12 protein-coding genes and 1 other RNA gene are annotated in these 15351 nt (G+C 49.1%); 7 read left to right on the top strand and 6 right to left on the bottom strand.

Going from position 1 to position 15351, the window contains the following annotated elements:
- Nucleotides 1-291 precede the first annotated feature (291 nt).
- Entirely contained in the window at nt 292-1569 is a 1278-nt protein-coding gene (gene rpoD, locus H6G46_RS10170) for an RNA polymerase sigma factor RpoD (protein WP_010874154.1), read from the bottom strand.
- Between the two features lie 625 nt (nt 1570-2194).
- Here rpoD and psaK point away from each other — a divergent pair.
- From psaK to nadB, 3 genes are all read left to right on the top strand, one after another.
- A complete protein-coding gene (gene psaK, locus H6G46_RS10165) occupies nt 2195-2467 on the top strand; it encodes a photosystem I reaction center subunit PsaK (protein WP_014407161.1) in 273 nt (90 codons plus the stop codon).
- Nucleotides 2468-2619: 152 nt separating this feature from the next.
- Complete coding sequence (locus H6G46_RS10160; RefSeq protein WP_020861945.1) at nt 2620-3000, top strand: hypothetical protein; 381 nt, start codon at nt 2620-2622, stop codon at nt 2998-3000.
- Nucleotides 3001-3107: 107 nt separating this feature from the next.
- A complete protein-coding gene (nadB, locus tag H6G46_RS10155) occupies nt 3108-4769 on the top strand; it encodes an L-aspartate oxidase (RefSeq protein WP_010874151.1) in 1662 nt (553 codons plus the stop codon).
- A 23-nt stretch (nt 4770-4792) separates the two neighbouring features.
- Here the strand turns inward: nadB and hisA are convergent, their stop codons facing one another.
- Nucleotides 4793-5563, bottom strand: coding sequence for a 1-(5-phosphoribosyl)-5-[(5-phosphoribosylamino)methylideneamino]imidazole-4-carboxamide isomerase (hisA, locus tag H6G46_RS10150; protein WP_010874150.1), 771 nt, complete (start codon nt 5561-5563; stop codon nt 4793-4795).
- A gap of 68 nt (nt 5564-5631) precedes the next feature.
- Nucleotides 5632-6015 carry a DUF4346 domain-containing protein gene (locus tag H6G46_RS10145; protein ID WP_010874149.1) on the bottom strand — a complete coding sequence of 128 codons (384 nt, stop codon included), beginning with the start codon at nt 6013-6015 and terminating at the stop codon, nt 5632-5634.
- A gap of 81 nt (nt 6016-6096) precedes the next feature.
- Between H6G46_RS10145 and ilvC the strand changes: the two genes are divergently transcribed.
- The 3 genes from ilvC (at nt 6097) to ssrA (ending at nt 8085) form a co-directional block, all read left to right on the top strand.
- Nucleotides 6097-7143, top strand: a complete 1047-nt coding sequence (gene ilvC / locus H6G46_RS10140; RefSeq protein ID WP_071822677.1) for a ketol-acid reductoisomerase — start codon at nt 6097-6099, stop codon at nt 7141-7143.
- 107 nt (nt 7144-7250) lie between these two features.
- Nucleotides 7251-7481: a NifU family protein gene (locus tag H6G46_RS10135; RefSeq protein ID WP_010874147.1), complete on the top strand. Its 231-nt coding sequence runs from the start codon at nt 7251-7253 to the stop codon at nt 7479-7481.
- Nucleotides 7482-7686: 205 nt separating this feature from the next.
- Nucleotides 7687-8085, top strand: a transfer-messenger RNA (tmRNA) gene (gene ssrA / locus H6G46_RS10130).
- Nucleotides 8086-8108: 23 nt separating this feature from the next.
- Here the strand turns inward: ssrA and H6G46_RS10125 are convergent.
- The 3 genes from H6G46_RS10125 to H6G46_RS10115 all read right to left on the bottom strand — a co-directional run bounded on the left by H6G46_RS10125 (nt 8109) and on the right by H6G46_RS10115 (nt 13184).
- The gene (locus H6G46_RS10125; RefSeq protein ID WP_010874146.1) at nt 8109-8906 is read right to left on the bottom strand and encodes a radical SAM protein; all 798 of its coding nucleotides are present in this window, start codon (nt 8904-8906) and stop codon (nt 8109-8111) included.
- A 183-nt stretch (nt 8907-9089) separates the two neighbouring features.
- Nucleotides 9090-11177, bottom strand: a complete 2088-nt coding sequence (fusB, locus tag H6G46_RS10120; RefSeq protein WP_010874145.1) for an elongation factor G variant FusB — start codon at nt 11175-11177, stop codon at nt 9090-9092.
- 321 nt (nt 11178-11498) lie between these two features.
- Nucleotides 11499-13184, bottom strand: a complete 1686-nt coding sequence (locus tag H6G46_RS10115) for a GTP-binding protein (protein WP_010874144.1) — start codon at nt 13182-13184, stop codon at nt 11499-11501.
- 228 nt (nt 13185-13412) lie between these two features.
- On the opposite strand from H6G46_RS10115, the gene H6G46_RS10110 reads away from it, so the two are divergent.
- Nucleotides 13413-15314: a PP2C family protein-serine/threonine phosphatase gene (locus tag H6G46_RS10110; protein WP_010874143.1), complete on the top strand. Its 1902-nt coding sequence runs from the start codon at nt 13413-13415 to the stop codon at nt 15312-15314.
- The last annotated feature ends 37 nt before the right edge of the window (nt 15315-15351 follow it).

The following is a 15351-nucleotide window of genomic DNA, read 5'->3' as shown; positions in this document are numbered from 1 at the left end:
AATACCGCAAGAAAAGTCAACACCTTTTCACAAAATATTTTTCAAAATCCCTGAATCACAGTCATAGTAACGGCTTCAACCATAGAAAAAAACTTCGCTCGACACCGGTAACTACAAATTCTGAGCTTCAGGGGCTTCTTTTGGGCTTCCTGATGGGTTAGGCCGGGTGCGTGAATTACGAATTCAGTGCAGTGTGTCCAATAGAAATTGGAATTCTCCCTAGAAAGACAAAAAGCGCTGTCCTGATGGGGTCAAGACAACGCTGAGGGTTATATCACTGGATAAAGGGGATTAGCGGATATATTCCTTGAGGATGCTGTTGCGGTTAGGGTGACGCAGTTTCCGCAGGGCTTTAGCTTCGATCTGACGGATGCGTTCCCGGGTGACGTTAAAGATTTGCCCAATCTCTTCTAGGGTCTTCATGCGGCCGTCGTCGAGGCCATAGCGTAGACGCAATACGTCTCGTTCCCGGGGGCTGAGGGTGTCAAGGACATTTTCCAGGTCTTCCCGGAGCAGATTTTTGGATACTTCATCCTCAGGGGTTTCGCCGTCGGCTTCGATGAAGTCCCCTAGGCGGGAGTCCTCTTCTTTCCCAATGGGGGTTTCGAGGGAGATGGGAAGTTGGGCGGATTTGGCGATGAAGCGTAATTTTTCGATGGTCATCTCCATTTTTTCGGCGATTTCTTCCTCGGTGGGTTTACGTCGCATTTCCTGGGAGAGGAGTTTGGTGGTTTTTTTGATGCGGGAGATGGTTTCGTAGAGGTGGACGGGGAGGCGGATGGTGCGAGATTGGTCGGCGATCGCCCGGGTGATGGCTTGGCGAATCCACCAGGTGGCATAGGTGGAGAATTTGTAACCTTTTTCGTGGTCAAATTTTTCGGCAGCTCGGATTAAACCTAGAGAACCTTCCTGAATTAGATCTTGGAATGATAGACCCCGATTCATATATTTTTTGGCAATGGACACTACTAGCCGCAGGTTAGACTGCACCATTTTGTCTTTGGCTCGGCGATCCAGAAAAAGACGACGACGGAAGGCGGCAAAATTTTTGTTGGGCTGTTGGCTCCATTCATTTTCCAGACTTAATTCGTTGTCTGGATTGGCGAGGTAACTATCTATATCTTTCTTTTTCGGCTCTTTTTTCTTGTCGCCTACTAACCGTTGTTTGGCGGTTTCCAACTTCCAGACCTGTTTACCCCATTCCAGTTCCGAGGGCTGGCGTTCTAGTTGAAGGGTGAGGTTGTCCCGAATTAGCTCGAGTTCGAGGAGGTCGGCAATTTGACGGGCTAGTTCAATTTCTTCTTCGGCCCTGAGCAGACGAATCCGGCCAATTTCCTGGAGATAGATACGGATTGAGTCTTCGGTGTAGGGTTTCTTTTTAACCGCGTCCTTACGAATTTTCCGGACTTTTTTTTCCTTCCCTTCTGTAGCGGCGACTTCCTGTTCTAAATCCTCTACGTCAATATCATCGTCGTCAATATCATCAGTGTTAATGTATTGACTTAGCTCTATTTCTTGCTCCAGTTCGGCGGATTCAGCTTTGGTGAGTGGCTCTTTCGTCTGGGTCATGCCGTTTTCCTCGTTAACTCCTAAGTCGTGTACAAAATTAGCTGGTCAGTCAAAGTTGAGGCCACCCCTAGGCGTTGCTAGATGATGTGCGCTCGGTCAGTCTATTGATTCGGGGTTCTCTAACTTCTTCGTTGGGGAAAAACAGAATGCAAGGATTCAGGCGTAAAAGTGTTAGAGAAGGCTAGTCAGCGGTAGAGCTTGATGAATCAGTGAAAAAAGACTTCATTGATTGTAGCCTCGATAACAAAAAAATGGGGCTTAATTGTGGTCTGACCACGACTTTTTTTCACATTGCTGGTGAGCGGGGACAGAAAGACTTAAAATTATTGCCGATGATTGACCTAACTGGGGTTGGAGCTTTTGACTCAACGGAATTTTCTGCGTGATAGTGGCTTTTTCAATCTTTTTTTGCAACTGGTGTGGGGAATTTTGCCTAGTCAAGCTTTCATTACTAATCATTACTAATTAGTGGACTAAGGGGACATCGATCGCCAAAAAGTTAACGGAATCGATGACGGCGATCGCCAGGGAACGGGGGCGCTCAAAGAGGGGGATTGCTCTTCATCGGCTAGAATACCTCAAAGAAAATCAAGTCTTTGAAATTATCTTTGGAGAACCTTTATCAATGTTTAATACTGCTCTGCTTTTAGCCCAGGCTAGTCCCACCACCGCTGGTTGGAGCCTTTCGGTGGGCATTATCATGTGCCTTTGTAATGTGTTTGCTTTTGTGATTGGCTACTTTGCCATCCAAAAAACCGGTAAGGGTAAGGACTTGGCTCTGCCCCAGTTGGCGTCGAAGAAAACCTTTGGCTTGCCGGAATTGCTGGCTACCATGAGTTTCGGCCACATTTTAGGAGCAGGCATGGTGTTGGGTCTAGCTAGTAGTGGCATTCTCTAGGAACCGACCAAGCATCAATATTTTGGATGGGGGTATTGACCATGGTGGCTTACCAGGGCTTTGCCAGAGTTGTTTCTAGAGTGTGATCACTTGCCATGGGTTACTGCCGTTTTTTACCAACTTGCCTTATCGGGGTTTTGCTTTCTTCCCTAATGGCGATTGCCCCTGCTAACGCTGGCAAGATCCAGTATTGTTATCCGGTGGAAAAAAGCCGGACTTTACGGGATCCCGGCAGTCATCCCCAAGCCTATGACGATGGCTATCGGGAAGGAGCAGCGGCGGCCAGGGACAAGAAACCCTTTGAACCCCGTTCCGCTGGGGGCGAATTTGCTAGGGGATTTGAGGATGGTTATTACGGCAGAACCTATGGTGGCCAAGAAAATGTAGTGCCCGATCGCACCGATACCTATACCACCAATCAATGTCGTACCTATGAGTACAACGATGGTGATTCAGTAGAGCAGACTTTAAAACGGGTTTTGGATGACTTCCAACGAGATTTGCGACGAGATTGGAATATTAATGTTAGATAAGCATTGGCAATTTGCAATTTTTAACCCCTAACTCTGTCTGGGTAAATGTCCCCAAGCTGGACTGAAACCGCTAATCTGGGAAGACAATCTTTTGGGAATTTGGGGATATGGGGGCAAATCAGTTCGATGTGGTGGTGGTGGGCTCCGGAGCGGCAGGCCTTTATGCCTGTCTTTGTTTGCCTGGTCATTACCGTGTGGCTCTGGTTACCAAGGCGGAACTGAAAACGGGGGCCAGTGATTGGGCCCAGGGAGGGATTGCGGCCGCTATTGCCCCGACGGATTCTCCCCAATCTCACTACGAAGATACCTTAGCTGCTGGAGCGGGTTTATGTGATGGGGAAGCGGTGGATTTCCTAGTGAATCATGCCCCCCAGGCGATCGCCGAGTTGGTGCAGTTCGGTGTTAGTTTTGATCGCCATGGGCAGCATCTGGCTTTAACGTTGGAGGCGGCCCATTCCCAACCGAGGGTACTCCATGCGGCGGACACTACGGGGCGGGCCATTGTTTCGACGTTGATGGGACAGGTGCAAGCTCGGCCCAATGTGGAAATTTTTTCCCAGGCGATCGCCCTGTCTTTAAATATTGAGCCAACAACGGGCCATTGTCGGGGCATTCAGGTTTTTGTCAATCAAACCATTGAAACTTTCCACTCCCGAGCGGTGTTATTGGCCACCGGGGGCGGCGGTCAAGTGTTTGCCCAAACTACCAATCCCAAAGTTAGTACTGGTGACGGCATTGCCCTCGCTTGGCGATCGGGGGCCCAGGTGCGGGATTTAGAATTCTTTCAATTTCATCCCACCGCTTTAACTAAACCGGGTGTGCCCCATTTTTTGATCAGTGAAGCAGTGCGGGGGGAAGGGGCCCATCTGCTCGATCGCCAGGGGAAAAGATTTGCTTTTGATTACCATCCCAGGGGAGAACTAGCTCCCAGGGACGTGGTTAGTCGGGCAATTTTCCAACATTTAGCCAATACAGAAAAAGATCCCACCCAAGCCACTGTTTTTTTGGATCTGAGTCCCATTGAGCCGGAGCGCATCCAAAGGCGTTTTCCCAATATTATTCGCCGTTGTTTGCACTGGGGGGTGGACATTTTTCGTGAACCAATTCCCGTTGCCCCAGCGGCCCATTATTGGATGGGGGGCATTACCACAGATATTAATTGTCAAACCACTATTCCAGGCTTGTATGCGTTGGGGGAAACCGCCAGCACTGGGGTCCATGGAGCCAATCGCCTGGCCAGTAATTCTCTGCTGGAATGCATTGTTTTTGCTAGTCAATTAAGAAATTTGAGCTTACCGCCCCTTGCCTCCAGTGACTCCAACGTTAATCAATCGATAAAGGAAATTCGACTAGACACCACCAATGACCTAGCCCTCCTAAACCATTGGCGCAGTGAATTACCTCGCTTGATGTGGCAAACCGCCGGCATTTGTCGCCAAGCTGAAACTCTCCAAATGGCGATCGCCAAATTGGAACAATGGCAAGAACAATGGCAGCAGCTCAGCAGCAGTAAGCTTTTAGCTCACCTACCAGAGGATCAAAAAATTAGCCTAAGTGGCCCAGGGCTGAATGAATTTATGCAGTTGTGGGCCGAAACCCATAATCTGCTGGATATAGCACAATTAATTTTGACTAGTGCCCTCTTTCGGGAGGAAAGCCGGGGGGGACATTATCGGTTAGATTGTCCTGATACCAAAAGAGAATGGCAAAGCCACACTGTCATTGAAGGAACGAGGGTTTTTCTCCAACCCAGCCAGAGTCAAGACTAATTTGACTTCAAAAAACGAAAAAACTAGCCCAAACGGGGAAAGTCCAACGGCGGCACATCTTGCCAGCGACCATTGCCCACTGCCCGGATTGCTTCTGCCAACTGAATGTCCCCGGTGTAAAGGGCTTTGCCGATGATGACTCCATTGACCCCCAGACTTTCCAAGCTAAGCAGATTCAACAGGTCTTCTACTTGGCTGACTCCCCCCGATGCAATCACTGGAATGGTTAACTGACTAGCTAATTGTCGCAGAGCATCTAAGTTGGGCCCCTGCATTGTGCCATCCCGGTGAATATCAGTGTAGATAATGGCCGCCGCTCCTAGCTTTTCCATGCGTTGGGCCAATTCCCCCGCTTCCACCGTAGAAGTTTCTAACCACCCCCTAGTGGCCACTTTGCCATTGCGGGCATCAATACCCACCACAATTTGCCCAGGAAATTCGGCACATAATTCCCCCACTAAGTCAGGATTTTCCACGGCGATCGTACCTAGAATAACTCGGCCCACCCCCAAATCCAGCAATTGTTTGACCCGGTTTCTATCCCTTAAGCCTCCGCCTACCTGTACAGGAATGGTTAGGGCTTCAACAATATTGGCGATCGCCGTTAGGTTAACTGGTTGTCCTTCCTTAGCTCCATCAAGATCGACTAAATGCAAACGACTAGCTCCCTGGGCTTGCCACTGGCGGGCTACTTCCACCGGATCTTCGTGGTACACCTGGGACTGGTCATAATCCCCTTGATAGAGGCGCACACACTTGCCACCTAGCAGATCGATCGCCGGTAAAATTTTCATGGTTTCAGTCTCCAGATTTGTTGCTATTGATTGCCGCTGACAAAATTTGCTTATTTAGGACGGTTTAACTAATCCTGAATATATTCTCCGCCCCCAGTTAGAGCTAATTCCGCCCGCATCAATTCCCGACCCAAGTAAGCAGCATGGTTGAGCATAGTCACTGGACAGGATTCCAACTCCTCAAAAATCTTCACGCACAACTCCTTGGCAGTGCGACCAGTTAAAGTCAAACTGGGTAGTCTTTTTCTCCCCCCTTGACAGGCAATCACTTCCCCCGTTTCCGGATCCACCGCCAAACCCTGGTCATTAATATCGTTACTGTAGTGCTCCACCTTCAACACTCCAGCTTCCCGCTCCACCATGACCAACCAATAACCTGCGGGGTCTAGGTCAATATGACGACGGGAAAGCTGATTATCAATGGATTTAACAGTGTCAATTAGGGCAAGCATAGACCAAAAGCTAGAATTTAACAGATGCAGAATTTGATCCTACAACACTTACAGGACAGAATAAGCAGACCGGCCTTTGCTATGATTAAAAGTTTGCAGAGCACCATTCAATCGCAGCAAGGAGATAGTTACATGGCTCGTATGTATTACGATCAGGATGCCAATCTTGACCTCTTAGCCGGAAAAACCGTGGCTATTATCGGCTATGGCTCCCAAGGTCACGCCCATGCGCTCAACCTCAAGGATAGTGGCGTTAACGTGGTCGTCGGGCTATACAGTGGCAGTAAATCCGTTGCCAAAGCAGAAGGAGCTGGGCTAAAAGTTTTATCTGTGGCTGAAGCAGCCAAAGCGGCGGATTTGATTATGATTCTCCTGCCCGATGAAGTGCAAAAAACCGTTTACGAAGCAGAAATCGCCCCTAACCTCGTGGCCGGAAACGTGCTGTTATTTGCCCACGGCTTCAACATTAACTTTGCCCAGATTGTTCCCCCCGCCGATGTGGACGTAGTTATGGCCGCTCCTAAGGGGCCTGGCCATCTGGTGCGTCGCACCTATGAACAAGGCCAGGGAGTACCGGCCTTATTTGCTGTGTACCAAGATGCTAGTGGCCAAGCTCGGGACTATGCTATGGCCTACGCTAAGGGCATTGGGGGGACCAGGGCCGGTATTTTAGAAACCACTTTCCGGGAAGAAACCGAAACCGATCTTTTTGGCGAACAGGTGGTGCTCTGTGGTGGTCTGACTGCTTTGATCAAAGCAGGATTCGATACCCTGGTGGAAGCTGGCTATCAGCCGGAATTGGCCTATTTTGAATGTCTCCACGAAGTTAAGTTAATTGTCGATTTGATTGTGGAAGGTGGCTTGGCGAAAATGCGAGACAGCATTTCCAATACCGCTGAATATGGCGATTTAACCCGGGGACCCCGCATTGTCACCGAAGAAACCAAGGCAGAAATGCGTCAAATTCTCGATGAAATCCAATCTGGTCAGTTTGCCCGGGAATTCGTGTTGGAAAATCAAGCTGGTAAACCTGGTTTCACCGCCATGCGTCGTCGGGAATCAGAAGAATTGATCGAAGAAGTGGGCAAAGACCTGCGGGCGATGTTCAGTTGGTTGAAAGACCGCTAATTACTTTTCTCTATCCTCAGCCCCGGGATTTTTGCCAACCTTGGCCTCGGGGTTTGACGTTAGGATATCAGTGATAGTCAAAAATTTTTAGCTGAGGTTAGCGAGCGATGGAACTCACCCTAAATAATGTGGAAACGGTATTGGATGAACTCCGTCCCTACCTGATGGCTGACGGCGGCAATGTGGAAGTAGTAGAATTAGACGGTCCCATTGTCAAAGTACGTTTGCAGGGCGCTTGTGGATCCTGTCCCAGTTCCACCATGACCCTAAAAATGGGTATTGAGCGCAAATTAAGGGAAATGATCCCAGAAATTGCTGAAGTTGAGCAAGTCCTCTGACAAAGGTTGGACAGTCATTGCCGGAGTTTATCCCTTCCCAACTTTTGATGACTAAGCTCCGTTTTCCTGAACCAACCAATGATTTAAGTTAACTAGTTTGGAGAGGGAGCACTTTTGTTAGCCATATTGGAGCAGAGGCTGGAGGTGGCACTGCTCCTTTTTGCCATCCCCCCAAAAAATGGTTTATAATCGGGGTGTATATCAAGGGGCCGCAATGGTTTCGACAGGTTGGCGAAAGCTTGCCCGTGATACAGGTCGAGAGTGAGTCTCCTCTCGCAAATCAAAGGCTCAAAAAAAAGTAACTGCGAATAACATCGTCAGCTTCAAACGGGTAGCCATAGCAGCCTAGTCTGTAAAAGCTACATTTTCTTGTCAAAGACCGTTTACTTCTTTTCTGACTCCGTTAAGGATTAGAGGTTAACCCCAACGGATGCTTTGTTTGGCTCTTCTCTAGTTAGCTAAACAATCAAGACTCAGACTAGAGCATCCCACCATCAGGGATAATCGATGGTCCCCGTCCTAGGGCTAGAAGGACTAAACCTGTGAATGAGCGGAAAGTTAATACCCAGTTTGGACAGCAGTTCAATTCTGCTCGGCTCCATTTATTTAAAGATTATTCGACCATACTTACAAGACCTTTACGGGGGCGCAGCGGACAGGAATGCCGATCGCCCCACTTATTTTTTTGGCCAAATTTTGTAGGGTCTGACCATCGACGCATTTGATTTGAGTCACAGGGCGATCGCCGTAGGGGGTGCCGGTATGGTTACCCCGGCCTTCCAATTCCCGCTGGAGGGGTTTGGGCCTGGTGGGCCTGTTGAGTTGCACTTCGGTGGGCTTAATTAGGGATAAAAGCTCCAAATAACGGTTCTCAGTTGTCTGGTCCCAGGGCTGCAGCACCATGGTTTGCACTGATAATTCCCCTGTAAACTCCTGCTGAAAGGTTTGAATACCAGTCAAAATTTGCTCCAACTCAATGCCGGCGATCGGTCGGTTAATTCTTTGTAACTGGTCTGGCCACAATCCGTCTAATTTGACAGAAATCTTGTCTGCTAAGGAGAGCTCTTCTCTTACCTGAGCATCATTTAACAAAGTCGCATTGGTGAGTACCAGGGTTAATTTCCCAGTCAACTTTTTAATGCCTTCGAGAATTTCCCCTAAATTTTTGGCTAACGTCGGCTCTCCGCTGCCGCTTAGGGTAATTACATCCACCTCCCAGGGGGCAAACTGGGCCAATTCTCGCAAAATGTCAGCGGTGGGAATGAAAATTTGGCGATCGCCGCTGAGGTGCTCAATTTCCCCCAGTTGACAATAAACGCAGTTAAAAGAACAGGTGGAAATAGCCCCGATGGGATCAATACCCAGGGAACGGCCATAGCGCCAGGAATTAACGGGGCCGTACACCGCCGGAAAAGTTGTGTTCATTGAAAAAAGTCAAAATTAGGCAACCAGTAACAGTACTTTACTCAATGGGATTAAGTCGTCGACTTACTTGGAAAATACCCATAGCTTTCTAGCCATGGTACACGATGGCAGTAGAAGCAAAAATTGCACAAAAAAGCCCCCGAAAATGGGGGCAGAAAACATTTGAGACAGTCAAATTTGGAATTAAGCAGCGGCTTGCCGTTCTTTGGCTTCTTTGATTACTTCCTCCGCAACGTTGGTGGGGCAGGGAGCGTAGTGGTCAAACACCATGGAGAATTGACCCCGACCGGAAGTCATGGTCCGCAAATCACCAATGTAGCCGAACATTTCGCTCAAAGGCACATCCGCTTTTACCCGCACTCCCATGGGGCCAGTTTCCTGGGATTTGATCATGCCCCGACGACGGTTCAAATCGCCGATTACATCCCCCATATGGTCTTCCGGGGTGAACACATCCACCGCCATAATCGGTTCCAAAATTTGGGGTTTGGCTTTGGGTAAGCTTTGACGGTAACCAGCTTTGGCCGCAATTTCAAAGGCGATCGCCGAAGAGTCTACAGGGTGGAAGCCACCGTCGGTGAGGGTAACTTTCAAGTCCACCACAGGATAGCCAGCCAAAACGCCTTTAACCACACTCTGGTCAAAACCTTTTTGTACTGCGGGCCAATATTCCCGGGGCACGTTACCACCGGTTACTTTGGACTCGAACTGGAAGCCAGAACCGGGTTCCCCAGGCTCCACGATGTAGTCAATTTTGGCATACTGACCAGAACCACCGGACTGCTTCTTGTGTACATAGGTATCCGATACCTGCTGGGTAATGGATTCCCGGTAGGCCACCTGGGGTTTACCCATTTCCACTTCTACACCATGGGTACGCTTGAGAATATCCATTTTGATATCCAAGTGCAATTCCCCCATCCCCTTAATGATGGTTTCACCGCTTTCTTCGTCGGTTTCCACTTGGAAGGAAGGATCTTCCTGCACCATTTTGCTCAGAGCCATACCCAATTTTTCGTCCATGCCTTTTTTCTTGGGCTTAATGGCAATGGAGATCACCGGGTCGGGGAAGACCATGGGTTCCAAAGTGGCCGGATTTTTGGGGTCACAGAGAGTGTGGCCCGTTTGCACATTTTTCATGCCCACGATCGCCACAATGTCCCCGGCTTGAGCGGACTCAATTTCTTCCCGGGAATCGGCGTGCATTTCCACCAAACGACCAATGCGTTCTGTTTTACCGGTGGCAGTATTGAGAATGGTGTCCCCTTTACTGAGGGTACCGGAGTAAATCCGGGTGAAGGTCAAAGCACCAAAGCGGTCGTCCATAATTTTGAACGCCAGGGCCCGCAGGGGGGCTTCTGGATCAACAATGGCGTAGTTGCCGGTTTCTTCCCCTTCTAAATCCACTTCCGGTTGAGGAGGTACTTCTTTGGGGTTGGGCAAGTAGTCCACCACCGCATCCAGCACCAGTTGTACCCCTTTGTTTTTAAAGGAGGAACCGCCATAGGTGGGGAAAAAGTCCAACTTACGGGTGCCGGTACGGATACAACGCTTGATGTCATCGATGCTGATTTCTTCCCCTTCCAGGTATTTTTCCATCAAATCATCGTCCTGTTCCACCGCTGTTTCGATCAGCATTTCCCGGTAGGTGGCCACATCGTCCACCATGTCAGCAGGAATGTCGGTGATTTCATATTTTTCCGGGTCGCCGGAGTCATCCCAGATATAGGCTTTTTCCGTGAGAATATCCACCACACCAACGAAATCATTTTCTGTCCCAATGGGCAGAGTCATCACCAAGGGTTTAGCCCCGAGCACCGTTTCCACCTGCTTAACTACCCGGTAAAAATCTGCCCCGGTACGGTCAAGTTTATTAATGTAAATCAAACGGGCGACTTTAGAATCGTTCGCATAGCGCCAGTTGGTTTCCGACTGAGGTTCCACACCGCCGGAGCCACAAAATACCCCAATGCCGCCATCCAACACTTTCAGGGAGCGGTAAACTTCAATAGTGAAGTCCACGTGGCCAGGGGTGTCGATAACATTGAGTTGATGATCTTTCCAAAAACAACTGGTGGCCGCCGATTGGATGGTGATACCCCGCTCCGCTTCCTGCTCCATGAAGTCCATGGTGGATTCGCCTTCGTGTACCTCGCCGAGTTTATGGATTCTCCCGGTTAACTTCAAAATCCGTTCGGTGGTGGTGGTTTTACCCGCATCTACGTGGGCGAAAATACCAATATTGCGGTAACGAGTGAGATCTTTTTCCATAGGAATTTACGTGTAAATTTTAGCCAACAGCAAACAGAGGGGCGGTTGGATGTATAGGTTATGGGGTCGTGTTGTTTGCCGGTCGGGGTTCTGGGCCTTAGCTAGACTTTATGCCACAACGACAGGCCAAAGGGGAGGCCTATTTAAAACAGCCACAATTGTAACAATTGTAAATTATATGTGCCCCAACAGAGTCCCCAGGCAGAGGAGGCGATCGCCGAGGGTGAACGAAAATGATGAACTGAAAGAGAGTTTTGTTTTCCGCCATCAAAAGCCCTCCCACTAACTACTTTTTAGCTGTCGGACTCACGTCATGGCTAATTACCAATCATCCTGGCGCTGGGGTCGGGGACTATCCCAATCGGCATAACGGGTATGGTAAACTTCCGGTTCAGGTAGGATGGCTTCGATGAATTCTTCCTCTAGGGGCGTTAAATCTCTCAGTTCTGGCAAGGGTTCTAGCTGTTCTGGGGTAGTATCTGGGCTTTCCTTGCCCCAAAAATCTTCCAGGGGTTCCACCACTTTGGCGATCGCCTGTTTAACAAAGGCTTGGATAAATTCATCTTTGCGACTGAGTTGGAATTGTTGTTCCACCACTTGGGCCACGCCGCCATCGCCCCAATCCTGATCCTGACGGAAATATTGAATAAAACTTTTACCAGCAATGCGGGTGAGGTAGGCCGCAGTGATGCCCTGAATTGCTTTACCAATGATATAGGTAGTGAGTTGCAACTGCATGGCTTGGGCCATCAACTCCACCGCCCCTTTGACAATGCCTAGTCCCACAAAGGTTTTACCCAGGGAAATGGCCAACTCCTTGCCCCGATCGCCGTCAATTTCACAGCCATAGACCCGACCGATCTCCACCACCATTTGGGCATTAATGGCCGTAGTGGCCAACAGATCAATCACTGGCAAGGGGGTCACGGCAATGGCTCCCGCCCCAATCCATTGGTAACGGTCAATAATTTTCATGGCTTCCCGTTGCCGTTGCTGTTCAATAATTTGCCGAGCCTCATCCCCCAGCCGTTGGGACTGCAACAGAATGTTATCCGCCATCAAATCGTCCCCATCACTGCGGAGCACGGACACTAAACGTTTCACCAAAGGCTCAATTTCCGGCTCTGGTCTCATCAGTAATCCCGGTTGAATGGCCACATCCTGGGGCCGAGCGGCGATCGCCAACACATCTTCCGGGGGAATAAAGGCTTTAACCCGTTGCCGGAGGGTTTGCAATAATACTTCCACCTCATCCGGGGGATACAGATCAGTCTTATTGAGAATGAGTAAAGACCGTTTACCAATTTTGGCCAATGCTTGCAGGGGTTCGTATTCCGACTGACGTAGGTCATTATCCACCACAAACAGTAGCAAATCCGCCTCCGTGGCCAATTGCCGAGCCGCTGTTTCCCGTTCCGTACCCCGCACCCCCGCCTCTAAAATGCCCGGTGTGTCCGTAATTTCCAAATCCCGGCTTACCCCATCCAAGTAAAGATAATATTTTTCCCCGGCGATCGTGGTGCCCATGGTGGGGGCTACTTCTCCCTGAATTTGGCCCAATAAAGCATTCACCAAAGAGGTTTTACCCGCCGATCCTGTGCCAAACACCACTAAATTTAAATTGCCTCGTTTTAACTGCGCCTCAATTAAACGGGTTTTTTCCAATAGCGCTTTTTGGGCCACCTGGTCTTGGATTTGTTGCATCTGCCGCCGCACTGCTTGTAAATTAGCCGCCGCCGTTTCGTTTTTTTGCTCAGGTAATTTTATGCGTCGCCGTTTTTTACCAGAACTATCCTTGGGCTGATTAGCCAGGTTGAAATAGTAAAAAAAAGTGGCAATCAACAGAGCTAGTACCGCAATAACTAGCAAAATGACAATATTGGCCAAAAAAGGGGAAGTCCAAGCCACCTGGGAATAAAGCCGCAGAATGGCATCAATGAGCCAAATCACCATCCCCAAAATGAAACTGACAGCGAGGACAATGGTTAGTAAACGGGGCAGGGGCATGGACAAACAGGGAATAATGCCAAGACGATGCTTGACTTTGAGCTTTGATCATAACAGTGGCAAAGTAGTGACAAAGAATTGATCAAACATAGCTCTGACCATTGATTTTGCCCAATAATGATGACCCCAGGATTGTGTTAGCGTTGGGAGCGAAAAGACCCCGCTGTGATCAGAGTCAGCCTTGGGTACTCTTAAAAATAGTTTTGTTGCAGTGATTAGGAAAAAGTTATGGAGCCGGTAACTGTGGGGCAAAAAGTGCTCAAACCAGCGGTGGGCTTGATTAATCAATTGCACTATCCCCAAAAGTTTGCTCTGATTAGTGTCTGTTTTTTGTTGCCCCTGGGTTTAGCCATTTTCTTGCTGCTGTCGGAAATTCAGGGTCAAATTCAGTTTGCCCAACTGGAGCAACAGGGTTTGGCTTACCTAGGGCCTCTGCAACAATTGCAACAAACAGTATTGGTGCAACCCCTAATTTCCCTGGGGCCTAACCATTGGCGATCTCCGGTTGATCAGTTGGCCCAAGTCCAGGAGCGATGGGGAAAAAAGTTAGCTACGGAAACGAATTATGGGGATTTAGAGCAAGTTTTATCCCAGGTTACAGATAGATCACAGGACACTTCAGAGCAAATTCTCCAGGCGATCGCCGTTCTGCGGACCCAGGTGGGTAATCAGTCCAATTTAATCCTGGATCCGGATTTGGATAGTTATTACTTGATGGAAGCGCTGTTGCTGAAACTGCCCCAACTGCAAACGGATTTAGCTCAACTAGGGACAATTATTACTGCCCACTCCGGCCCGGGGCTCTCTCCAGCAGAGGAATCCCAAGTGCTGGTGATTAAAGCCCAATTAGCCCAGTTAAAGACAAGTTTGGTCAAAAACCTGGGGGTTGCCTTTACCCACAATGCTCGCCAACAACTACAACCAAGGGTAATTAATAGCCTGAATGGTTTGACCACAGTCCTGGAAGAGTTGGAGCAGAGCCTAACCAAAGTAATCACCGGGCAAATAAAACTCAATGATGCCCAACTAAACCAGCAGAGCCAATGGGGTTTACTGAATAGTTTGCACTTTTGGCGGGTGCTCAGCCCCGAATTGGATCAACTATTATCCGAACGTATTCAACGATTCCAGCAACGGCAATGGCTCCTCAGCACCTTCGTTTTGGCCACCCTGGCGATCGCCGTTTATCTTTTTTGGGGCTTTTATGCCAGCGTCATGGCCACCATTGCTAGTTTGAGCAGTGCGGCGGAAAAAATGGTGGCGGGCAGTGAAACCAAAGCGGTGGAATTACAAACCCAGGACGAAATGGCAGAGGTGGTCCACGCCTTTAATACGGTGGCCGATGCCCTCTGTCGCTTGACGGAAAAATTGCAGGACGAAAATCTGCGGTTGGAAGCGGAAATTGACATTACCCGACAATTGCAACAGATGTTAATGCCTTCGGAACAGGAATTGGCGGCGGTGGCGGGGCTAGAAATTGCTGGTTTTATGGAATCGGCCACGGAGGTGGGGGGAGATTATTACGACGTTCTGCAAACCAATGGTCAAGTCAGAATTAGCATTGGCGACGTTACTGGCCACGACCTAGAAAGCAGTTTGGTGATGATCATGGCCCAAACGGCATTGCGGACTTTGTTAGAACACGGGGTAACGGATCCGGTCAAACTGTTGAGCGCCATGAACCGTACCATCTACGAAAATACTAGGCGCATGGGTTCTTCCAAGAATATGACTTTAAGCGTGTTGCAATATGAAGCGGGGCTGATTCGCCTCAGCGGCCAACATGAGGAAGTATTGATTATTCGCAGCAACGGAGCAACGGAACAGATTGATACCTTTGAGTTGGGCTTTCCCCTAGGTTTGGAACAAGATATTAGTGCCTTTGTGACGGAGCGGGAAATTACTTTAAACAGCGGTGATTTAGCGGTGCTCTATACCGATGGCATTACGGAAGCAATGAATAGCCAGAGGCAGTTTTACGGCATAGAAAGATTACAAACAGTGCTTTGCCAACATCGGCACCAGGCCCCGGCGGAAATTCGTCACCAGGCGATCGCCGATCTACGCAATTTTTTGGGCGACCAACCGGCGGAGGATGATGTCACCCTATTGATTCTCAAACAAAAGTAGTGCTGGGAAAGCTCAAGGTTATTGTTGGTTAATGTTT

Origin of the sequence: Synechocystis sp. FACHB-908, assembly GCF_014698595.1 — a bacterium.
In the GTDB taxonomy this organism is placed as follows: Bacteria; Cyanobacteriota; Cyanobacteriia; order Cyanobacteriales; family Microcystaceae; genus Synechocystis.
The sequence above is the reverse complement of the archived record's forward strand: the minus strand, read 5'-3'. Positions and strand labels throughout refer to the sequence as shown.

Coding starts and splice junctions, on each gene's coding strand:
- rpoD (WP_010874154.1), bottom strand. CDS start 1,569: ATGACCCAGACGAAAGAGCCACTCACCAAAGCTGAATCCGCCGAACTG.
- psaK (WP_014407161.1), top strand. CDS start 2,195: ATGTTTAATACTGCTCTGCTTTTAGCCCAGGCTAGTCCCACCACCGCT.
- H6G46_RS10160 (WP_020861945.1), top strand. CDS start 2,620: ATGGCGATTGCCCCTGCTAACGCTGGCAAGATCCAGTATTGTTATCCG.
- nadB (WP_010874151.1), top strand. CDS start 3,108: ATGGGGGCAAATCAGTTCGATGTGGTGGTGGTGGGCTCCGGAGCGGCA.
- hisA (WP_010874150.1), bottom strand. CDS start 5,563: ATGAAAATTTTACCGGCGATCGATCTGCTAGGTGGCAAGTGTGTGCGC.
- H6G46_RS10145 (WP_010874149.1), bottom strand. CDS start 6,015: ATGCTTGCCCTAATTGACACTGTTAAATCCATTGATAATCAGCTTTCC.
- ilvC (WP_071822677.1), top strand. CDS start 6,097: ATGATTAAAAGTTTGCAGAGCACCATTCAATCGCAGCAAGGAGATAGT.
- H6G46_RS10135 (WP_010874147.1), top strand. CDS start 7,251: ATGGAACTCACCCTAAATAATGTGGAAACGGTATTGGATGAACTCCGT.
- H6G46_RS10125 (WP_010874146.1), bottom strand. CDS start 8,906: ATGAACACAACTTTTCCGGCGGTGTACGGCCCCGTTAATTCCTGGCGC.
- fusB (WP_010874145.1), bottom strand. CDS start 11,177: ATGGAAAAAGATCTCACTCGTTACCGCAATATTGGTATTTTCGCCCAC.
- H6G46_RS10115 (WP_010874144.1), bottom strand. CDS start 13,184: ATGCCCCTGCCCCGTTTACTAACCATTGTCCTCGCTGTCAGTTTCATT.
- H6G46_RS10110 (WP_010874143.1), top strand. CDS start 13,413: ATGGAGCCGGTAACTGTGGGGCAAAAAGTGCTCAAACCAGCGGTGGGC.